The sequence below is a fragment of the Streptomyces sp. NPDC006691 genome (genome assembly GCF_042869955.1).
In the GTDB taxonomy this organism is placed as follows: Bacteria; Actinomycetota; Actinomycetes; order Streptomycetales; family Streptomycetaceae; genus Streptomyces.
This window is the reverse complement of the sequence record NZ_JBIAGW010000005.1, coordinates 425,286-445,996: the sequence shown is the minus strand read 5'-3', so window position 1 is coordinate 445,996 and position 20,711 is coordinate 425,286. Positions and strand designations below refer to the sequence as shown.

The 20,711-nt window shown below is 73.0% G+C and carries 16 protein-coding genes; 8 read left to right on the top strand and 8 right to left on the bottom strand.

Features of this window, described 5'->3' with window-relative positions:
* The first annotated feature begins 70 nt into the window (after positions 1 to 70).
* The 4 genes from fusA (at position 71) to ACFYNP_RS15295 (ending at position 7,282) form a co-directional block, all read left to right on the top strand.
* Entirely contained in the window at positions 71 to 2,143 is a 2,073-nt protein-coding gene (fusA, locus tag ACFYNP_RS15310; protein ID WP_388785741.1) for an elongation factor G, read from the top strand.
* Between the two features lie 71 nt (positions 2,144 to 2,214).
* The gene (locus ACFYNP_RS15305) at positions 2,215 to 2,841 is read left to right on the top strand and encodes a YigZ family protein (RefSeq protein ID WP_388413059.1); all 627 of its coding nucleotides are present in this window, start codon (positions 2,215 to 2,217) and stop codon (positions 2,839 to 2,841) included.
* Positions 2,842 to 3,083: 242 nt separating this feature from the next.
* Positions 3,084 to 4,238: an exonuclease SbcCD subunit D gene (locus ACFYNP_RS15300; RefSeq protein WP_388785739.1), complete on the top strand. Its 1,155-nt coding sequence runs from the start codon at positions 3,084 to 3,086 to the stop codon at positions 4,236 to 4,238.
* The gene (locus ACFYNP_RS15295; RefSeq protein ID WP_388785737.1) at positions 4,235 to 7,282 is read left to right on the top strand and encodes an AAA family ATPase; all 3,048 of its coding nucleotides are present in this window, start codon (positions 4,235 to 4,237) and stop codon (positions 7,280 to 7,282) included. Before ACFYNP_RS15300 ends, ACFYNP_RS15295 begins: the two co-directional genes overlap by 4 nt.
* On the opposite strand, the gene ACFYNP_RS15290 is transcribed toward ACFYNP_RS15295, so the two are convergent.
* Entirely contained in the window at positions 7,247 to 7,693 is a 447-nt protein-coding gene (locus ACFYNP_RS15290; protein WP_388413065.1) for an Lrp/AsnC family transcriptional regulator, read from the bottom strand. The two genes, ACFYNP_RS15295 and ACFYNP_RS15290, sit on opposite strands and share 36 nt — an antisense overlap.
* Positions 7,694 to 7,787: 94 nt before the next feature.
* Here ACFYNP_RS15290 and ACFYNP_RS15285 point away from each other — a divergent pair, with 94 nt between their 5' ends.
* On the top strand, positions 7,788 to 8,327 hold the full coding sequence (locus tag ACFYNP_RS15285; protein WP_388785735.1) for a rhodanese-like domain-containing protein: 540 nt from the start codon (positions 7,788 to 7,790) through the stop codon (positions 8,325 to 8,327).
* Positions 8,328 to 8,473: 146 nt separating this feature from the next.
* Here the strand turns inward: ACFYNP_RS15285 and ACFYNP_RS15280 are convergent, their stop codons facing one another.
* The 4 genes from ACFYNP_RS15280 to ACFYNP_RS15265 all read right to left on the bottom strand — a co-directional run bounded on the left by ACFYNP_RS15280 (position 8,474) and on the right by ACFYNP_RS15265 (position 14,353).
* The gene (locus ACFYNP_RS15280) at positions 8,474 to 10,150 is read right to left on the bottom strand and encodes a DUF885 domain-containing protein (RefSeq protein WP_388785733.1); all 1,677 of its coding nucleotides are present in this window, start codon (positions 10,148 to 10,150) and stop codon (positions 8,474 to 8,476) included.
* An 88-nt stretch (positions 10,151 to 10,238) separates the two neighbouring features.
* Positions 10,239 to 11,630, bottom strand: coding sequence for a GNAT family N-acetyltransferase (locus tag ACFYNP_RS15275; RefSeq protein WP_388785731.1), 1,392 nt, complete (start codon positions 11,628 to 11,630; stop codon positions 10,239 to 10,241).
* A gap of 153 nt (positions 11,631 to 11,783) precedes the next feature.
* The gene (locus ACFYNP_RS15270; protein ID WP_388785729.1) at positions 11,784 to 13,340 is read right to left on the bottom strand and encodes an alkaline phosphatase D family protein; all 1,557 of its coding nucleotides are present in this window, start codon (positions 13,338 to 13,340) and stop codon (positions 11,784 to 11,786) included.
* Between the two features lie 140 nt (positions 13,341 to 13,480).
* Positions 13,481 to 14,353 carry an alpha/beta fold hydrolase gene (locus ACFYNP_RS15265; RefSeq protein WP_388785728.1) on the bottom strand — a complete coding sequence of 291 codons (873 nt, stop codon included), beginning with the start codon at positions 14,351 to 14,353 and terminating at the stop codon, positions 13,481 to 13,483.
* Between the two features lie 354 nt (positions 14,354 to 14,707).
* Here ACFYNP_RS15265 and ACFYNP_RS15260 point away from each other — a divergent pair, with 354 nt between their 5' ends.
* Entirely contained in the window at positions 14,708 to 15,472 is a 765-nt protein-coding gene (locus ACFYNP_RS15260) for a GntR family transcriptional regulator (RefSeq protein WP_388785726.1), read from the top strand.
* A 106-nt stretch (positions 15,473 to 15,578) separates the two neighbouring features.
* Here ACFYNP_RS15260 and ACFYNP_RS15255 read toward each other — a convergent pair whose 3' ends face one another.
* From ACFYNP_RS15255 to ACFYNP_RS15245, 3 genes are all read right to left on the bottom strand, one after another.
* Positions 15,579 to 16,736 (bottom strand): ROK family transcriptional regulator, encoded by a 1,158-nt coding sequence (locus tag ACFYNP_RS15255; protein ID WP_388785724.1) that lies wholly within the window; start codon positions 16,734 to 16,736, stop codon positions 15,579 to 15,581.
* A gap of 88 nt (positions 16,737 to 16,824) precedes the next feature.
* Positions 16,825 to 17,475 carry a response regulator gene (locus tag ACFYNP_RS15250; protein ID WP_388413081.1) on the bottom strand — a complete coding sequence of 217 codons (651 nt, stop codon included), beginning with the start codon at positions 17,473 to 17,475 and terminating at the stop codon, positions 16,825 to 16,827.
* 225 nt (positions 17,476 to 17,700) lie between these two features.
* On the bottom strand, positions 17,701 to 18,876 hold the full coding sequence (locus ACFYNP_RS15245; protein ID WP_388785722.1) for a sensor histidine kinase: 1,176 nt from the start codon (positions 18,874 to 18,876) through the stop codon (positions 17,701 to 17,703).
* 107 nt (positions 18,877 to 18,983) lie between these two features.
* On the opposite strand from ACFYNP_RS15245, the gene ACFYNP_RS15240 reads away from it, so the two are divergent.
* Together ACFYNP_RS15240 and ACFYNP_RS15235 are read left to right on the top strand one after the other, a co-directional pair.
* Positions 18,984 to 19,916: an ATP-binding cassette domain-containing protein gene (locus tag ACFYNP_RS15240; RefSeq protein WP_388785720.1), complete on the top strand. Its 933-nt coding sequence runs from the start codon at positions 18,984 to 18,986 to the stop codon at positions 19,914 to 19,916.
* A 3-nt stretch (positions 19,917 to 19,919) separates the two neighbouring features.
* Positions 19,920 to 20,666: an ABC transporter permease gene (locus ACFYNP_RS15235; RefSeq protein WP_388785718.1), complete on the top strand. Its 747-nt coding sequence runs from the start codon at positions 19,920 to 19,922 to the stop codon at positions 20,664 to 20,666.
* Positions 20,667 to 20,711 lie beyond the last annotated feature (45 nt).

Below are 20,711 nucleotides of genomic sequence, written 5' to 3'. Positions count from 1 at the left end.
CCCCATCGCGCTGTCACCTTCCGCCGCTTCCCGAGCCCGCTCGGCGAAGACGCCCGAAAGGCCTCAGGCCATGCGCACCAACCGGCTCGACCCTGCCGCCACGTACCTCTCCGCCGTCCGCAACCTCGGTATCCTCGCCCATGTGGACGCGGGCAAGACGACGGTCACCGAACGGATCCTGTTCGCCACCGGTGCCGTCCACAAGCGGGGCGAGGTTCACGACGGGACGACCGTCACGGATTTCGACCCGCAGGAGCGCGACCGGGGCATCACCATCTTCGCCGCCGCCGTCAGCTGCGACTGGGACGGGCACCGCGTCAACCTCATCGACACCCCCGGCCACGTCGACTTCGCCGATGAGGTCGAACGGTCCCTGCGGGTCCTCGACGGGGCGGTCGCGGTGTTCGACGCCGTCGCCGGAGTCGAGCCGCAGAGCGAATCGGTGTGGCGGCAGGCGGACCGGCACGGTGTGCCGCGGATCGCGTTCGTGAACAAGCTGGACCGGGCGGGCGCCGACCTCGACACCGCGGTCGCCTCGATCAGGGAGCGGCTCGGCGCCGTGCCCCTGGTGGTGCAGCTGCCGATCGGGCGCGAGGACGGCTTCACCGGCGTCGTCGACCTGGTACGGATGCGCACCCTGGTGTGGCACGACGACCTGTGCACCGCCGGGCCGGTCGGCCCGGCGCTGCTCGACGAGGCACGGCGACGCCGCCGCCTCCTGGAGGAGACGGTCGCGGAGCTCCATCCGGACGCGCTCGAAGAGTTCTGCGCGGCCTCGGAGCTGGCCGAGGACACCCTCGAACGCGCCCTGCGCGAGCTGACCTTGAGCGGGGACGCCGTGGTGGTGCTGTGCGGCTCGGCCTACCGCAACCGCGGTATCGAGCCGCTCCTGGACGCGGTGGTCGCCTATCTGCCCTCGCCCGCCGACATGCCGCCGGTCCGCGGTATGGGGGAGGGCGAGGGCGAAGGGCAGGAGCGGGCGCCCGACCCGGCCGAGCCGTTCGCCGCGCTCGCCTTCAAGGTGAACGCGACGGCACGTGGCCGCCTGACCTGTCTGCGGATCTATTCGGGCACCCTGCGCAAGGGCGACTCCGTCCGCGACGCGGCGAGCGGACGCATCGAACGGATCGCCCGGATCCTGCGGGTGCAGGCCGGCCGGCACGAGGAGAGGGAGGAAGCGATGGCGGGGGACATCGTCGCGGTGGCGGGCCTCAAGGCGGCCCGGCCGGGCGCGACGCTGTGCGCACCGGACGCACCCGTGCTCCTGGAGCCGCCCTCGGTGGCCGACCCGGTGGTGTCGGTCGCGGTCGAGGCCGGCCGCGGCACCGACCCGGAGCGGCTCTCCGCTGCCCTGGCCCGCCTGGCCGAGGAGGACCCCTCGCTCGTCGTGCGGACCGATCCCGAGACCGGGCAGACCGTGCTCTCGGGTCTGGGCGAGCTCCACCTGGAGGTCGCGGTGGAGAAGATCCGCCGCGACCAGGGGGTGGCGGTCAACGTCGGACGGCCGCGGGTCTCGTACCGCGAAACCGTGCTGCGCGGCGTGAGCGGCCTCGTGTACCGGCATGTCAAACAGGACGGCGGGGCAGGGCAGTTCGCCCAGGTGGTCCTCGATGTCGAACCCATGAGGGAAGGGGGATTCGAGTTCCGCTCGACGGTGGTCGGCGGCCGGGTGCCGCAGGAGTACGCCCGTGCCGTCGAAGCCGGCTGCCGTGACGCGCTGGCCGAAGGCCCGCTCGGCGGTCATCCCGTCACCGGACTGCGGGTCACGCTCACCGACGGGGCGACCCACTCCAAGGACTCCTCGGAGCCGGCGTTCCGCGCGGCCGGCCGCTTCGCGCTCCGCGAGGCGCTGCGGACCAGTGTGATGGGGCTCCTCGAACCGGTCGCGGAGGTCACGGTGACCGTCCCCGAGGACGGCGTGGGGGGTGTTCTCGGGGACCTCGCCGCCCGGCGCGGCCAGGTGTCGGCGTCCACCGCCGGCGCCGGGTCCGCGGTGATCACGGCGACGGTCCCGCTGGCCGAGCTGTTCGGGTACGCCTCGCGGCTGCGCGGTCGGACCCAGGGCCGGGGCACCTTCAGCACCCGGCCCGCGCCGCTCGCGCCGGTACCGGCCGCCGTGGCCGACGCGCTCCTGGCGCGCTGACCCGCCGCCGCCCCGCCCCGTCCCGGTCCGCCGGGGCGGGGCGGGCGCGCGACCGCGCATAGGGTGGCCGGATGCAGGAGCAGTACCGGACCATCGCCCGAGAGGGCGTGCACGAGAGCGAGATCAACAGGTCCCGCTTCCTCTGCGCGCTCGCGCCCGCCGCCACCGAACAGGAAGCGCAGGACTTCGTCGCCCGCGTCCGCAAGGAGCACCCGACGGCCAGCCACAACTGTTTCGCGTACGTCATCGGCGCCGACGCCTCCGTACAGAAGGCCGGCGACGACGGAGAGCCGGGCGGCACCGCCGGAGTGCCCATGCTCCAGATGCTGACCCGGCGCGAGGTGCGCTATGTGGTCGCTGTCGTCACCCGTTACTACGGCGGCGTGAAGCTGGGCGCGGGCGGTCTGATCAGGGCGTACGGCGGTGTCGTCGGCGAGGCCCTGGACGCGATCGGCACCATCGTGCGCCGGCGGTTCCGCCTCGCCACGGTCACGGTCGACCACCAGCGTGCGGGCAAGCTGGAGAACGACCTGAGGGCGACGGGGCGCGCGGTGCGCGAGGTGCGGTACGCCGAGGCCGTGACGATCGGCATCGGCCTGCCCGAGGCCGACGTGGAGGGCTTCCGCGCCTGGCTCGCCGACGCCACCGCCGGCACGGCGACCCTGGAGCTCGGCGGAGAGGTGTACGGGGACGCGTGAAGCACGCGGAAAGGGATGTTCAGGACAAAAGCCCCCCAGTATGTGGCGCCCCGGGAACGGGACTTCGGGCGCGGGCCGGAGCGCGACGTCGAAGGCGGGCCGGAGCGGGGCGTCGGGGCTGGGCCGAAGTGTGACTTCGGGGGCAAAGGGGGCGGAGCGGACAGGGGTGTGTGGGGCCCGGGACGAAGGGATGTCACCGTTGCCGCCCGGGCTGTCGTACCCCACCGTTACTCTCGGGGATCATGAGAGTTCTGCACACCTCGGACTGGCACCTGGGCCGGTCCTTCCATCGGGTCGACCTGCTCGGTGCCCAGGCCGCGTTCATCGACCACGTGGTGGCGACGGTGCGTGACCGGGGTGTGGACGCGGTCCTCGTGGCCGGGGACGTGTACGACCGCGCGGTGCCACCGCTCGCCGCCGTCGAGCTCTTCGACCGGGCACTGCACCGCCTCGCCGACCTCGGGGTGCCGACCGTGATGATCTCCGGCAATCACGACTCGGCGCGCAGGCTCGGCGTCGGGGCCGGTCTGATCGAGCGGGCCGGCATCCATCTGCGCACCGACCCGGCGGGCTGCGGCACCCCCGTCATGATCGGCGACGTCGCCTGCTACGGGCTTCCGTATCTGGAGCCGGCCCTGGTCCGCGACGAACTGGCCGCGCCGAAGGCCGGCCACGAGGCGGTGCTGGCCGCAGCCATGGAGCGGGTACGGGCCGACCTCGCGACCCGCCCGGAAGGGACCCGCTCCATCGTCCTGGCCCACGCCTTCGTGGCCGGCGGCGAGCCGAGCGACAGCGAACGGGACATCACCGTGGGCGGAGTGGCCGCCGTGCCCGCCGGGGTGTTCGACGGCGTGGACTACGTGGCCCTCGGCCACCTGCACGGCAGCCAGACGATCACCGAGCGGGTGCGCTACTCGGGCTCGCCGCTCGCCTACTCCTTCTCCGAGGCCACCCACCGCAAGTCCATGTGGCTGGTCGACCTCGCCGCCGACGGAGCCCTCACGGCCGAGCGGATCGACTGCCCGGTGCCCCGCCCGCTCGCCCGCATCCGCGGCCGCCTGGACGAGCTCCTGGAAGACCCGGCCCTGGCCCGGCACGAACAGGCCTGGGTGGAGGCCACGTTGACGGACGCGGTGCGCCCGGCCGACGCGATGGCCCGGATCGGTGCCCGCTTCCCGGGCACCCTCAGCCTCGTCTTCGACCCGGAGCGGGCCGACGGCGACCCACGGGCCTCGTACGCGCAACGGCTCAGTGGCCGCAGCGACCAGCAGATCGCGGAGGACTTCGTGGCGCACGTACGCGGCGGCAGCGGCCCCGACGATCGCGAACGGACCGTTCTGCAAGGGGCGTTCGACGCCGTGCGGGTGGACGACGGAGTCCGCGAGGTGGCCCGGTGAGACTGCACCGCATGCGCGTCACCGCCTTCGGCCCCTTCGCGGGCAGCCAGGAGGTCGACTTCGACGCGCTGTCCACGGCCGGGCTCTTCCTGCTGCACGGCCCGACGGGCGCCGGCAAGACCTCGGTGCTCGACGCGGTCTGCTTCGCCCTGTACGGAGCCGTGCCCGGCGCCCGCCAGAGCCCCGGCACGCCGCTGCGCAGCGACCACGCCGCGCCGGACGTCTTCACCGAGGTGCTCCTTGAACTGACCGTCGGTGGGCGGCGGTTGGAGGTAACCCGCCGTCCGCAGCAGGACCGGCCCAAGAAGCGCGGCAACGGCTTCACCACCGAAAAGGCGCAGACCTGGCTGCGCGCATACGACCCGGCGCAGGGCGCCTGGCAGGCGCTCAGCCGCTCGCACCAGGAGATCGGCGAAGAGCTCGGGCAGCTGCTCGGGATGAGCCGCGAGCAGTTCTGCCAGGTCGTGCTGTTGCCGCAGGGCGAGTTCGCCAAGTTCCTCAGGTCGGACGCCGAGGCACGCGGCAAGCTGCTCGGCAGGCTCTTCGACACCCGCCGGTTCGCCGCCGTGGAGGACCGCCTCGCCGAGCTGCGCAGGACCGCGGAACGCCAGGTCAAGGAGGGCGATGAGCGGTTGCTCGCGCTCGCCCAGCGGATGGCGCAGGCCGCGGGCGACGGCGCGGAGGCACGCGCCTGGCCGCTGCCCGACGCCCGGCCCGGCGACCCGGGCCTCGCCTCCGCGGTCCTTCAGTGGGCGGCGGTCGCGCGCAGCGCGGCGACCGAACGCCTCGACATCGCCTCGGCCGCGCTCGCCGCCGCCGAGCACAGGCAGGACCGCGCCCGCCGCCTCGCCGAAGAAGCCCGGCACCTCGCCGCGCTCCAGGCGCGGTACGCCGAAGCCCGCGCCGAAGCCGACGAGTTGGCGGCCCAAGGCCCCGAGCAGGACGAGCTGCGGGCTCGCCTGGAGACCGCCCGCAAGGCCGAACGGGTCGCGCCCGCTCTGGAGTGGCGGGAGCAGGCCCAGCGTGAGCACCGCACCGCGACCGCCGAACGGGACCGCTCGCGCGAACGCCTGCACCCCGACCTAGCCGATGCCGGAGCGGATCAACTCGCCGCCCTGGAACGCCGGATGCGCCAGGACCTCGGCGCGCTGGAGTCCGCCCGCCGCGCCGAGCGCCGCAGCATCGAGATCGACGAGGAGCGCTCGCGGCTGGACCAGCGGTCCCGCGCCGACGAGGGCGTCCTCACCGACACCGCGGATTGGCTCGGGCGCTGGGAGGACACCCGGCTCGACCACCAGACCCGTATCGAGGCCGCCCATGAGGCGGCGGCCCACGCCGAACACCTCGCCGGACAGCTCGAACCGGCCCGCCGCCGCCTCGCGGCCGCCCGCGAACGCGATGCGTTGCAGGACCGCCTGGGCGAGGCCGAGCGCCGCCACGAGGGCGCCCGCGAAGCAGCCAACGCGGCGCACGAGCGATGGCTGACGCTGCGCGAGGAGCGGCTGCGCGGCATCGCGGCCGAGCTGGCCGCCCGCCTCCGGGAGGGCGAGCCCTGCACGGTGTGCGGCTCGGCCGAGCACCCCGCGCCCGCGCGCCCCGGCACCGGCCAGGTCGACCGGGCCACCGAGGACGCCGCGCAGCAGGCCCACCGCGAAGCGGAGCGCCGGCGGGCCGAGGCCGAGGCCACCCTCTCCTCGGTGCGCGAGGAGATCGCGGGCGCCCGGGCCGGGGCGGGAGCCGCGAGCGTGGCCGAACTGGCCGACGCGGCGCGCGAGTTGGAGCGGGAGCACCGAGTGGCGCGGGACGCGGCGGGCGGGCTGCACGAGGCCCGGCTCGCCCTGGCCTCGGCGGAGCGGGAGTACGAGCAGCGCCTGGCAGCCCAGCGCACCGCGCAGCAGAACATCGCCGCCCGGACCGCGAGCCGTGAGGCCCTCGACCGCGAACAGGCCGCATTGGAAAGCGAGTTGAGCCAGGCACGGGCGGGCGCGGCCAGCGTCGCGGAACAGGCCGGTCTGCTCGAACACCGCGTGGCCATCCTCGCGGAGGCCGCGGAGGCGGTCCGTGCCGTCGAGGACAGTGCGGCCCGGCTCAAGGAGGCCGACGGGCGGCTCTCCGAGGCGGCGTTCCGGGCCGGCTTCGACACCCCCGCCGCGGCGTCGGCCGCCCTGGTAGACGAGCGCGGCCAGCGGGACATCCAGCACCGGCTCGACGCCTGGCAGCAGCGGAAGGCCAGCGTCGGCGCCCGCCTCGCCGAGCCGGAGACGGCCGCCGCGGGCCGGGCCGCACCGGCCCGCACCGAGGAAGCGGCGGCCTCGGCCGCCGCCGCCGAACGAGCCCTGCGGGACGCGGCATCCGCCCTCGCGGCGGCCCGGGCCCGCTGCGCGGAGCTGCGCACCCTGAGCGCCCGCTCCGTCGAGGAGACCCGGAGGGTCGGCCCGCTGCGCGAAGAGTACGAGCGCGTGGCCTCGCTCGCCGGGCTCACCGCGGGCACCTCCGCCGACAACGAGCGCAAGATGCGCCTGGAGTCCTACGTCCTCGCCGCCCGCCTGGAGCAGGTGGCGGCCGCCGCCACCGCCAGGCTCCAGCGCATGTCGGGCGGCCGCTACACCCTGGTCCACTCCGACGCCCGGGGCGGCCGGGGCCGCTCGGGCCTCGGGCTGCACGTGGTGGACGCCTGGACGGGCCGGGAGCGGGACACCGCGACCCTGTCCGGCGGGGAGACGTTCTTCGCCTCCCTCGCCCTGGCCCTCGGCCTCGCCGACGTCGTCACCGACGAGGCGGGCGGCGCGCGCCTGGACACCCTGTTCATCGACGAGGGTTTCGGCAGTCTCGACGACCAGACCCTGGACGAGGTCCTCGATGTCCTGGACTCGTTGCGCGAACGCGACCGCAGCGTGGGCATCGTGAGCCACGTGGGCGATCTGCGCCGCCGCATCCCCGCCCAGCTCGAAGTGGTGAAGGACCGTAGAGGGTCCGCGGTGCGGCTGCGGGGGATCGAGGGGTCCGGCTCAGTGGCCGATCGCGCGCCGGGGCAGCGGGGATGAATAGACCACGCTCGTCGTGACGGAGCCCAGCGTGCCGATCCGCCCGGCGATCTCCTCCAGGTGGCTCATCGAGCGGGCGTTGACCTTGATGACGAAGCAGTCGTCGCCCGTGACGTGGTGGGCCTCCATGATCTCCGGGGTCGCCTGCACCAGATCGTGGAACGGCTTGTAGTTCCCGTTCGGATAGCGCAGCCGCACGAAGGCGAGAATCGGCCGGCCGAGGCGTTCCTGGTCGACGACGGCCGTGTAGCCCGCGATCACCCCGGCCTCCTCCAGGCGGCGCACCCGCTCGGTGACGGCGCTGGCCGACATCGAGACGGCCCGGGCCAGCTCGGCGAAGGTGGCCCGGCCCCGCTCCTGAAGGGCTTCCAATATGCGCCAGTCGGTGGCGTCCGGGGAATACGCGTTCATGCCGCCCAGACAACCGTGAAATCCCCGGCAGATCAAGGGTTGCCCCGGGGATCGGACCTTCCGCGCGGGATCGGCGGACCCTAGATTTTCAGCCATGACGACACAGCTCACCGCCCCCGCCGATCCGGCCCCGGACAACCCGGTCCCGCACCTGTCCCCGGACCCGGCCCCGGACAACCCGGTCCTGCGCGTCGCTCCGGCCGCGCCGGCGGACGCCGCCGCCTATTTCCGCGCCTCCCTGGTCTTCCACGCGGACGTCTCCGACGTGGCCGCCGCCCTCGGCGACGGGCGCGACCCCGGGTTCGTCGTCCTGGACTCCCGTTCCACCGCGTCCTGGGACCAGGGCCATGTGCCCGGCGCCGTCCACCTGCCGACCGCGCTGATCGCGGAACAGGCCGAGCGGCTCCTGGACAAGTCCGTGCCCGTGGTCACCTACTGCTGGGGCCCCGGCTGCAACGGCGGCACCCGCGCCGCCCTGGCCCTCGCCGAACTCGGCTTCCGGGTCAAGGAGATGCTGGGCGGCTTCGAGTACTGGGTGCGCGAGGGCTTCGCCTTCGAGACGTGGGAGGGAAGCGAGCGGCGCGCCGCCGATCCGCTGACCGCGCCGCTCGGCGCGGACGACTGCGGCTGCTGAACCGCTTCGCGGCGGTGCCCCCGGGACCGCCGAACTCCTGGGTGGCGGCACCCCGAAACCGCCGAACGCCCGGGTGGCGGCGCCCCCGCGACGGCTGAACTCCCTTGCGGGGGCGGCCTGTTGAGCAGGTCGCCCCCGCCGAGGACTCAGAGCTTGGAGAGCTCGTCGACCAGGTCGTCCAGGCCGAGCGAACCCTGCGAGAGGGCCGCCATGTGCCAGGCCTTCAGGTCGAAGGCGTCCCCGTGACGGGCCCGGGCGTTCGCCCGCCCGAGGAGCCAGGCGCGCTCGCCCAGCTTGTAGCCGATCGCCTGCCCCGGCATCGACAGATAGCGGATCAGCTCGCTCTGCACGAAGTCGGCCGGCCGGCTGCTGTGGCCGCTGAAAAACTCGTGGGCCAGCTCCGGCGTCCAGCGCTCGCCCGGGTGGAACGGCGAATCCGCCGGGATCTCCAGCTCCAGGTGCATGCCGATGTCGATGATCACCCGGCAGGCGCGCATCATCTGCGCGTCCAGGTAACCCAGTCGGCGCTCGGGATCGGTGAGGAAGCCGAGCTCGTCCATCAGGCGTTCCGCGTACAGCGCCCAGCCCTCGGCGTTGGCGCTGACCTGGCCGACGGTCGCCTGGTAGCGCGAGAGCTGGTCGGCGATGTGCACCCACTGCGCGATCTGGAGGTGGTGGCCCGGCACGCCCTCGTGGTACCAGGTCGACACCAGGTCGTACACCGGGAAGCGCGTCTCGCCCATGGTGGGCAGCCAGGTGCGGCCGGGGCGCGAGAAGTCCTCGGAGGGGCCCGTGTAGTACGGGGCCGCGGCGCCGCCGGGCGGCGCGATGCGGGACTCCACCTTCCGTACCCGCTCGGCGAGTTCGAAGTGGGTACCGTCGAGCGCCTCGATCGCCTCGTCCATCAGGGACTGCAGCCAGTCGCGGACCTCGTCGACGCCCTCGATGTGCGCGCCGTGCTCGTCGAGGTGGGCCAGCACCTCCCAGGGCCCGGCGTCGGGCAGGATCTTGGCGGCCTCGGTCTTCATCTCGCCGAGCAGCCGGTGGTACTCGGACCAGCCGTAGGCGTACGCCTCGTCGAGGTCGAGCGCGGTGCCGTTGTAGTACTGCGACCAGCGCTGGTAGCGCTCGCGGCCCACCGTGTCGGAGGCACCCTCGATGCCGGGCGCGTACACGTCGCGCAGCCAGTCGCGCAGGGCGGTGAGGGCGGCGGACGCCTCGGCGGCGGCCGTGTCGAGTTCGGTGCGCAGGGACTCGGGTCCGGGGGCGGCGAGGCCCTCGAAGAAGCCGGTGCCGACCCATTCGCCGAGTTGGCCGACGACGGTCTCGGTGGCTCGCGGACCACCGAACAGCTTGCGTTCCAGGCCGAGTTCGAGTGAGGCGCGGTAGCCCTCCAGGGCGGCGGGCACCGCGCGCAGCCGGGAGGCGAGCGCGCGCCAGTCCTCCTCGGTCTCGGTCGGCGAGATCGTGAACGCCATCCGGACGTCGTGCACCGGCGAGTTGAGGTTGCTGACCTTGCGCAGCCCCTCGTCGGCCTCGTGCACGCCGAGTTCGGAAGTGAGGCGCTCCCGCAGCAGCCTGCCGCAGCGCCGCTCGGCGTCGCTGTCCGCGCCGGGCTGGCGCTCGGCCTCGTCGAGGCGGGCGAGCGTGGCGCGCGCCAGGCCGGCCAGGGCCGACTGTCCTGCGGGGGAGAAGTCGGGCAGCAGGGCGTGGCTCGCCCTGACGCCCAGATAGCTCCCGGTGATCGGGTCGAGTTCGATGAGTGCGTCGACGTAGGCGTCGGCGACCTGGCGGGGCAGCGCGCTGCTGGAAGTGTCTGGCATGCGGACATCCTCTCTGAGCGCGGGCTCCGCGTCACCACCCATCTTGCCGGGACACCTGGCAGGGGTGCCCGAAGCACCCGCGCCGGGCCTACCCGCGTCGCGTGGTGGAGCTCATCCGGGCGCTCTTGGCGAGGCGGGCCGTGACCACCAGGGTGCCCTCCTCGATCTGGTAGTCCAGGGGCAGCCCGAGGCCGCGCATGGCCGCGACCATGCCGGTGTTGGAGGACTGGGTGACGGCGTACACACTGTCGCAGCGGGCCTCCACGGCCAACTCGACCAGCCGGCGCAGCAGTTCGGAGCCGATGCCGCGACGCTGCCAGGAGTCCTCGACGAGCAGCGCGACCTCGGTCTCGTCGCCGTCCCAGAGCAGATGGCCGAGCGCGACCAGGCGCCCCGACGCGGTCTGCACGGCGAGAGTACGTCCGTAACGTGGGCTGAGCAGGTGCCCGAGGTAGCGGTCCGCGTCCGCCACGGGCCCGTGGTAGCGCAGGCCGAGGGTGCGGTCGGAGCAGCGCTCGTGCAGCGCCTTGGCTGCTTCGAGGTCGCTCGGGGCGGCGCGTCGCACGGTGATCTCGTTGCCCTCGGGCAGCGTCAGGACGTCCTCGCCGCGCGGCACGCGGGGGCCGAGCCGGGCGTCCAGCTCGACCAGGGCGCGCGCCCTGGCGAACTCGGTCGGGGTGAACGGCAGATGGGGCCGCTCGATGGTGATCGCCCCGCCGCTGGGATCGCGCAGCCGCATGACGGTGGATTCCAGTACGCCCTCGACCGGGGCGGTCTCGCCGGTGGCGCGGCCCGTCAAGGAGACCGCGGGCAACGAGTGGATGGTGCAGCGGCCGAGCAACTGGCGCAGCGCGAGCGGGAGTTCGGCCGCGTCCAGGGCGGTCCGGGTCGCGAGGCCGAGGACCCGGGTCGGCGCGTCCACCAGGTCGTGGGCGTCGGCCCGTTCGGTCCAGGTGTCGGCGCCGCCGGCCGCCGCTACGGCCCGGGACAAGTCGGCGGCCGACAGTTCGGCCGGGGTGCGCAGCAGGAACTCGTCCACGGTGCCGTCGGCGAGCGGGTGGGTCTGGAGCGTGAGGATGTCCACACGGCGCTCGGCGAGGACGGTGCACAGCGCGGCGAGGCTGCCGGGCGCGTCCCGTACGGTCGTCCGCATCCGCCACAGCGCCGTCTCGCGGGGCGTGCTGTCGCCCTCGCCGTCGGCCGCCGTGGCGTCGGTATCGCTCGTGCCGCCGGTGTCCGGGAACGGGGGAGCGTGGCTGTTGCGGCGGGCCCACCAGATGTGGAAGACCGCCGTGGCGATGAGTGCCACGGCCGACGCGACCAGCAGGAACGGCCCGTCGGGACCGTGTGCGACCACATTCGAGAGCCCATCGGCGACGGCCACCGCCGTGAAGAGCGCGGCCAGTTCGACGAGGTCCCGCCGCCAGTGGTGACGGCGGCGGGCGGGCTGGTGGGAGAGCTGTCCTTGGATATCAGTCATGGCATCACTGTGACGCAGCGGTGTTGCGTGATCACGAACGTTTTGTGACTGACGGGTTAAGTGTGCTTCTGATGCTCTTTTGGCTGTTTTCCACAGGTCGTGGCCTGGAGCGATCGCCTCCGCCTCGCGGCCTGTTCGCCCGTGCCGTCGGCCTCACTGCCCGACGAGGCCGGCCCGCAGCACCTGGGTGAAGAGTACCGAACCTCCCTGCGCCCGCAGCCGCACGGTGAGGTCGCCCGAAGCGCCGTCGATCTCGATCTCGCCGTAGTTGGGCGGGGCCTCCATGGGTGAGGCATTGGCCGCGGCCGGTGCGTGGGTGAAGACCGGACGCGGGCCGAACGTGCCGTCCAGCTTGTTCGCGGGGAAGCCGCCCGCGGCGAGCGGCCCCGACACGAACTCCCAGAAGGGCGCGAAGTCCTGGAACGCCGCGCGCTCGGGCTCGTAGTGCGTGGCGGCGGTGTAGTGCACGTCCGCGGTCAGCCACAGCGTGCCCGTGATGCGGCGGTGCTTGATGAACCGCAGCAGCTCCGCGATCTGGAGCTCGCGCCCGAGCGGGGTTCCCGGGTCGCCCTGGGACACGGCCTCGAAGTCGGTGGCCCCGTCCACGACGACGATCCCGAGCGGCATGTCCGCGGCGATGACCTTCCACACCGCACGTGAACGCGCCAACTCACGCTTCAGCCATTGGAGTTGCTCGGCGCCGAGGATCCCGACCCGGTCGTCGGGCTGCCGGTCGGGGGAGTTGGCGTTGCGGTAGGTACGCATGTCGAGCACGAACACGTCCAGGAGCGGACCGTGCCGCAGCACCCGCTGCACCCGGCCCGCACGGTCACCGGTGCCGAGCGTCGAGATCGGGAAGTACTCGCTGAACGCCCGCCGCGAACGGGCCGCGAGGACGTCGATGTCCTTCTCCGTGTAGCGGGCGTCGTCCAGGATCTGCCCGGGGTACCAGTTGTTCCGGACCTCATGGTCGTCCCACTGCACGATGGACGGCACCTGGGCGTTGAACGCGCGGACGTTCTCGTCGAGCAGGTTGTAGCGGAAGTTGCCGCGGTACTCGGCGAGGGTCTCGGCGACCTTCGACTTCTCCTCGGTGGTGACATTGCGCCAGACCCGCCCGTCCGGCAGCGTGACGCTCGGCAGGATCACGCCGTCCGCGTAGATGTTGTCGCCGCTGCTCAGGAAGAAGTCGGGGTCCAGGCGCCGCATCTCGTCGTAGACGCGGTAGTCGCCGAGGTCCGGGTTGATGCCCCAGCCCTGCCCCGCGATGTCCCCCGACCACAGGAAGCGCACGTCGTCGTGCCGATGGTCGGGCGCGGTGCGGAAGGTGCCGGTGACCGGGCGGCTGGTGCGGTCCGGGTCGTCGGGATCGGACAGGGTGACCCGGTAGTGGATCTGCTCGCCGGCCGGCAGGCCGTGCAGCGCGGTCGTGCCGGTGAAGTCCGTCCCCGGGCCGAGCAGTGGACCCCGCCATCTGCGGGCGCGGCGGAAGGATTCGGTGGCGGACGTCTCCACCAGCATCCGGGCCGGACGGTCCGAGCGCGTCCAGATGAGCCCGGACGAGGCGGTGATGTCGCCGGCCTGGACGCCCCAGGAGGCACTCGGGCGCCCCGAGCGGGCGAACGCGGGGGCCGCGGTGAGCCCGGTCGGCAGGGCGAGGCCCGCCGACGCGGCGAGGGAACCCTTCAGTACGGAACGGCGGTTGGGCATCGGTGTCGCCTCCTGGGGAGGGTGGTCGCTGGCTGCCCTGCCATGCCTAGTGGGCGCCTGCGGCGCGGGTGCGAACACCGGGTGAACAACCGGCCCGCGCCCCAGGGGGCCGGGCCGGGGCATTGGTGCGGGGGAGCGGATCAGGCGAGCCGGATCGTCGGACGCACCGGAACGGTGTCCACCGGGCGGCTTCCGTCCAGGATGACGCGGGTGACCAGGGCGGGATCGTCGTTCATCGGCACATGGCCGCAGCCCGGCAGTCGTACGAGCCGGGCGCCGGGGACGGTCAGCTTGGCGCGCACGCCCTGGCGGCGCAGCAGCAGCCGGTCCTTGCTGCCCCAGGCGACGGTCACCGGAACGCCGGGTACGTCGTCCGCGAACCGGACCCCCTGCCCGGCGAGCAGGGTCTGCTCGAAGCCCGGGGCGTTGCGCAGTGCCAGCGTCTCGGCCATCACGGCCTCGGGGGAGCGCCGGGCGGGCCGGGCGTAGATCATGCTGGTCAGCGCGGTGCGCCCGGCGGCCGTGCGCGACATCCGCTCGATGGCCGGGAGCGGCAGCGCCTTCGCGACGTGTCGCATGGTGCGCAGGACGGAGAACGCGTACTGCCGCTCGGACGGTGTCCAGAAACCGGCGGGCGAGAGCGCCGTCACGGACCGTACGAGCTTCTCGCGGCCCAGCTCCAGGGCGAGCAGCCCGCCCAGCGAATTGCCCGCGACATGCGGCCGGTCGATGCCGAGGGCCGCGCACAGCGCGCCGAGGACCGGCACCACGGTGGCCAGGCCGTAGGAGACGCCGTCGGGCAGTGCGGACGAGGCGCCGAAGCCGGGCAGGTCGATCGCGATCACATCGCGGTCGGCGGCGAGGAGATCGACGACCGGGTCCCAGGCCTGGTGGTGGTGGCCGATGCCGTGGAGCAGAAGGAGCGGCTCGCCGCTGCCTTCGCGCCGGTAGGTCACCGAGGTGGAACGGCTCCCCAGGGGAGTGTCGATCGTGAACGAGACCTCTGCGCTCATGGAGCTGCTCCCTGTCCTGCGGTCCGCGGTTAGACGTCCTGTCAGCAACAACTACCGCTCAGTAGCTTGGAGTTCAAGAGACATACCGGACAGGGGGGCGGGCCCGCGGTTACCGCCGTTCGTGGTCCGAGCCCCGGCCGTTCCCGAAGCGGGCCCTTTGTCGCAGAGCCTTCACGGCGGCACGAACGCCGTGTGAACGCTCTGCGGCAACCCTCGTGTGCGCTCCGTAACGGAACGAGGATTGGTCTTGACCAAGGGGGTGGGCCGCCCTATGGTCGCAGAGTTAGTGCAGGAACCTTTAATAAACAAGGGCACGGAAAGCCGCCGCGGACACGGCGATTGCGGAGGATCAGGGTGGGGACCACGCAGCTGGAATCGGTGCCGGAACCGAAGTACTGGCACCTCAAGACGGTACTCAGCGAGGCGCTCGACTCGGACTTCGCGGTGGGCGAGATCCTGCCCAATGAGCGTGACCTCGCGGCCCGGTTCGGCGTCGCGCGCGCCACGCTCCGCCAGGCACTGGAGCAACTCGAACTCGAAGGCAGGCTCCAGCGCCGCCGCGGCGTCGGCACCACGGTCGCCCCGCCGCGCACCGCCGTCTCGGTCGCCACCGCCCGGCACGACTGGCCCGGCGCGCCCGGCGACGACTGGCAGACCGCCGACGCGACGACCGCCGTACCGCCCGCCGCGGTGCGGAGCCTGTTCGACGCGGCCGGCGGCGAGGAGATGCACATCGTCCGTCGCACCCGCGTGGCACACGGCCAGGCCGTCGCCGCCGAGCTCCTCTACGTTCCGGCCGGCTCGGTGCCCGAGCTGTCCGCGATCGACGTGCCCCCGAGCCCGGCCCGCGGCCGCGCCGTGCTGCGCGAGCTCCAGCGTCTGGACCTCGAAGGCCAGGACCGCGCCGTCGAACTGGGCTCGGCCCGCGCCGACGACGCCAAGGAACTCGACCGGCTCCCCGGCGCGCCCGTCCTCGTCGTGACCACCCGCTACTTCGCCGAAGGCCGCACCATGGCGGTCTCGGTCGCGACCTACCGCGCCGACACCTGCCGCCTCACCTTCGGCGACTCGGGCGATGTGGAGATCAGCCACCCGGGCCAGCAGCGCCGCGCCTCCTGACTCACGATCCACCGCCGGAAACGGTACGGCCCGCGGCTCCCGAGGAGCGGCGGGCCGACGCACGGTGACGGAGCCCCGGACGTCGTGGGCTCGTACGCGGGGCGGCTCAGCGCCGGGCCGTCACCGTTCCCTCGACGGCGAACAGCTCTTCCTCGACATGGTCCAGGGCGAGCCGCAGCGCGCCCGTCGCCACGGCCGCCTCGCCCAGCAGGGAGAGCACCACGCGGGGCGGGCGCAGACAGTAACGCGCCAACTCCCTGCGCAGCGGCTCCAGTACGCCGTCGATCCCGGCCGCCCAACCGCCCACGACGACCAGCTCCGGGTCGAGGGCGAGCACGAGAGCGGCCACATCGTGCACCAGCCGCTGAAGGAATCGCTCCACCGCCGCCTGCGCCCGCTCGTCGCCCTGCCGGGCCAGTGCGAACACATCGGCGACGGCCTGCTCGTCCAGCGGATGCAACGGCTCGCCCGTCGTCGAGAGCAGCTTCTCCGGGGTGACATCGCGGCCGAGCAGATGCAGCGCGCCGATCTCACCCGCCGCCCCGCCGAAGCCGCGGTGCAGCCGGCCACCGATCAGCGAGCCCGCGCCGGGGCTCAGTCCGGCCATCACGAAGACGATGTCGTCGGAATCGGCCGCCGCGCCCTTCCAGTGTTCGGCCACGGCCGCGGCGTTGGCGTCGTTCTCGACCAGGACCGGGCAGCGGAAGGAACGCCGCAGCCGCTCGCCGAGCGGAAGCCCCGTCCAGTCGGGCAGCGCGGTGCCAAGCCGCACGGTGCCGTCGGCCTCGACGATCCCGGGGCTGCCGACGCCGACCGCGCGCAGCGAACTGCGCGCCACCCCGGCCCGGCGCAGCACATCGGCCACGGTCATCCGGACCCGCTCAAGCCGCTCGTCGGCCGAAGCGGTCTCGGGGACCTCGCGCGAACCCGCGCCGAAGATCCGGCCGTCCAGGCCGGAGAGCAGCGCGGCAACCCGGTGCGGGCCGATCTCTATGCCGAGCAGATGCCCGGCCTCGGCGCGGAACCGGAAGCGCCGCGCGGGCCGTCCCTGACGCCGGGCCTCGCCCTCCTCGGGCGCGGACTCGACGACGAGCCCCGCCTCCATCAGGCCGTCGACGACGCCCTCGACCGTGGGCCGGGACAGACCGGTGATCCGGGTCAAATCAGTCAGCGTGGGAGATTCCGCACCTCTGAGGGCGTGCAGCACCACCGCGGAATTGATCCTCCGCAGCAGAGAGGGGTCCCCGCCGGTCAGCCGCCCCAACGTGTGTCCTCCCAGCTCGTGCGCGTGTCTGCCGGATCGTACTCGCTGGTCAGGTGTACGGCGAGCGGCGGCCGGTAACGGAGGCGCATCAGCTCGGGGCCACGAATCCGGACTCGTACGCGGCGATGACCGCCTGAGTGCGATCCCGGGCGCCCAACTTCTGGAGCACCGCGCTGACATGGGTCTTCACCGTCTCCGTACCGACGATCAGCCGGCCGGCGATCTCCGCGTTGGAGAGCCCGCGGGCCATCAAGCGGAGGACCGCGGCCTCCCGCTCGGTGAGTGCCGCCTCCGCCAGGGCGGTCCGTGGGGAACCCTTGCCGTACTCGGAGGCGAGCGCGCGCACCGCGGCCGGGAACAGGAGCGAGTCGCCCTCCGCCACCAGCCGCACCGCGTGGACGATCTCGGCCGGCCGGGCGCGCTTGAGCAGAAACCCGTCGGCCCCGGCACGCAGCGCCTCGTACACGTACTCGTCGTTCTCGAAGGTCGTCACGACCAGGATCTTCGGCGGGTCGTCGACCGTGCGCAGCACCGCTCGTGTCGCCTCTATGCCGTCCAGGAGCGGCATCCGTACATCCATCGCGACCACATCCGGCCGCAGTTGCCGCACCAGGGGGATCACCGCCGCGCCATCGGCCGCTTCTCCCACCACCTCGATGTCGGGCTGGGCCTCAAGCACGGCCCGCAGACCCGCGCGGACCAGGGGCTCGTCGTCGACCAGAAGTACGGTTACCGGCATTCGGCCAGCCTAGTGGCTGCCCCGGAAGCGGCCGGACGGCCTGTGGACAACCCGTACCCGGACCGGGACCACCGCGAACGGGGCGACAACTGTGGACAGGTGCAGAGCGAGGCCGGGGCCGGAACCGGGGCCGGAACCGGGGCCGGAACCGGGGCCGGTTCCGAGACGGCCCGGGGCCGACCACCCGGTCCCGAAACCGCCCGGGACCGGGTGGTCGGCCCCGGGTCAGATCAGGGTGTCCAGGGGCAGCCGCACCCGCACACGCCACTCGCCCTCGTACGCCCCCGTCTCCGCCTCCCCTCCGAGCAGCGCGGCCCGCTCCCGCATCCCCCGTAGACCGCTGCCGCCCTTTCCACCCGGTGGCACTCCGGTCAGCGGATTGGTCACGTCCATCTCAAGTCGCTTGCCGAGCACGGCCATGCGGATCCGCACGGGCACCGGCCCCGAATGCCGCAGAACATTGGTGAGCGCCTCCTGGAGGATGCGGTACCCCTCCCGCGACACCGGTCCGGGGACCAGTTCGAGAGGGCCGGTGAACTCCGCCTCCACCTCGGCACCCGAGCCACGGGCCGAGTCGATGAGCCGATCGGCCTCCAGGAGCGTGGGGCGCTGGCTGGCCGGAAGCCCTGTCTCGCGCAGCACGAGCAGCACCCGCTCCAGATCCTCCAGAGCGGCCCGCCCCGTCTCCTCGATCGCGGCGAGGGCCCGGTCGGTGAAGGCCGCGTCCCCGGCCGCACGCGCCGCACCCGCCTGCACCACCGCGACGGTCAGCGCGTGGCCGATGGAGTCGTGGATCTCGCGGGCGATGCGGTTGCGCTCCAGCAGCAGCTCGGTCCGCTCCTCCAGCGCGGTGAGCCGCTCGGAGGCCGACGGCCCGAGCAGCGTGCGGGCGATGAAGGTGATGAGGCGTCCGGCCGGCACCAGACAGAGCAGCATGACCGCGACCGGCACCAGGGCGAACGGTATGAGCCAGACGTGGGCCGGCAGCCAGGGTGCCATCCATCCGTAGACGACCGGAGGGCCGCCCAGGCCACGCGCGACGAGGTCCACGGACATGGCCGGGAGCCAGACGGTCCCCACCATGGTGACGGCGGACAGGACGAGCCGTGCCTCCAGCCAGAGCACGGTCCGCCAGCGGTCGCGCCAGGTGGCCGACGGCGCGACCGCGATCGAGGCGTCGGGCCTGCCGCGCTCGCGGGGGGTGAGCAGTAGCTGCGCCTGAATGCCCTCTTCGAGCCGCACCGCGGGTATCAGCCCGAGCGGCACGACGAGCAGCCCGACGACCCACGCGTGATCCATGTCGATGAAGAGCCAAATGGCCACGAACGCGGTGGGAATGAGCAGGTGCAGCCATCGTGTGTAGGTGACCGGGCGGGCCAGCAGGCGGAGGAAGCGGCGCATTCGCCCATCGTCCCAGCGTGATCCACGTCGCGGCTCCCCCGTACGGGGGAGCCGTTCCCCTCCGTCGGGGGAGGTGCCCGACCTGCGCGGGCGGCCACGCTTGGGGCATGACACGGATCGACGTCCAAGACCTCCGCAAGGAGTACGGCTCCACCCGGGCGGTGGACCGGCTCACGTTCGCGGTCGAGCCCGGCCGGGTAACCGGCTTCCTCGGCCCCAACGGTGCGGGAAAGTCCACCACGCTGCGCATTCTGCTCGGCCTCGACCGGCCGACGTCCGGCACCGCGCTGATCGGCGGCCGCCGGTACGCGGACCTGGCGGAGCCGCTGTGTGAAGTGGGGGCGCTGCTCGATGCTCAGGCCGCGCACGGCTCGCGTACCGCCCGCGCCCATCTGCGCGCCCTCGCGGCGAGCAACCGCATACCGGTGCGGCGCGTGGACGAGGTGCTTGAGGAAGCGGGGCTCGCGGCGGTCGCGGGGCGCCGTATCAAGACGTTCTCCCTCGGAATGCGCCAGCGGCTCGGCATAGCGGCCGCCCTGCTCGGTGACCCGGCCACCGTCATCCTGGACGAGCCGTCCAACGGCCTGGATCCCGAAGGGATCGTCTGGACAAGGGAGTTGATGCGCGCACTGGCCCGCGAGGGCAGGACGGTGCTCGTCTCCAGCCATCTCATGCATGAGACCGCGACCTTCGCCGACCACTTGGTCGTCCTCGGCCGCGGCCGGCTCCTCGCCGACACCGCGATGCGCGATTTCATCGACTCCCGCATCAGGTCCAGGGTCCGGCTGCGCACCACGGAGGGGGGCCGCCTTCGGAGCCTTCTGCTCGGCAGGGGCTTCGACCCCGTGCAGCGGGAGGACGGGCGCTGGACGGTGGAGGGCGCGCGCGTCGAGGACATCGGCGCGATCGCCGCCCGCGAGGGCATCCCGGTCCTCGAACTCGCCCAGGAGGAGGCCACATTGGAGCAGGCCTACCTCGACCTGACCGCAGACGACGCGGAGTACGTGTCCGCCGTCCCGACCTCGAACCAGGAGGCCTGAACCGTGTCCTTCCCCGCGGCCCTTCACACCGAGTGGATCAAAATACGCTCGCTGCGCTCCCTGGTGGGCACCCTGCTGGCGGTGCCCTTGGCGACGGCGGGCCTGTCCCTCCTCATCTGCGGCACCCTCGGCCGCCCGACGGCCGGCAGTACGGACTTCGACCCGGTGCTCTTCTCCTACTACGGCCTGAACTTCGGACAGTTGGCCGCGATCGTCTTCGGCGTCATCGCGATGGGAGGGGAATACAAGAACGACGGCATCCGGATATCCCTGGCGGCCGTGCCCAACAGGACGCTGTTCTACGCGGCCAAGCTCGCGACGCTCGGCGGATCCGTTCTCGCGGTCGGTCTTGTGGCGAGCCTGATCAGTTTCCTCGGGGGCCAAGCCTTGATGGACCACGGTTTCGGCGTAGGCATCTCCGCTCCGGGAGCGCTGCGCGCGGTGGTCGGCTGCGGCTGCTACCTGGCTCTGATCAGCCTGCTGGCCGCGGGGGTCGCCGCCGTGCTGCGCAGCGTCACCGGCGCCCTCAGCGTGCTCGTGCCGCTGTTCCTGATACTGCCGTTCGTGGTGGGAGACATGTCGCAGGGTGGTGGCGCGGCCGACTTCCTGCCCGATCGGGCAGGACAGCAGATCCTGCTCCAGCACCCCGCGGGGGCGCTCGGGGCGTGGAGCGGGACGACGGTTCTCGTGGCGTGGACGGCGCTCGCGGTGGGCGCGGGCTGGTGGGCACTGCGGCGGCGCGACGCCTGACCGAATGGCGTCGCAACAGAGGCTGACGGCACGCCAATTGTCAGT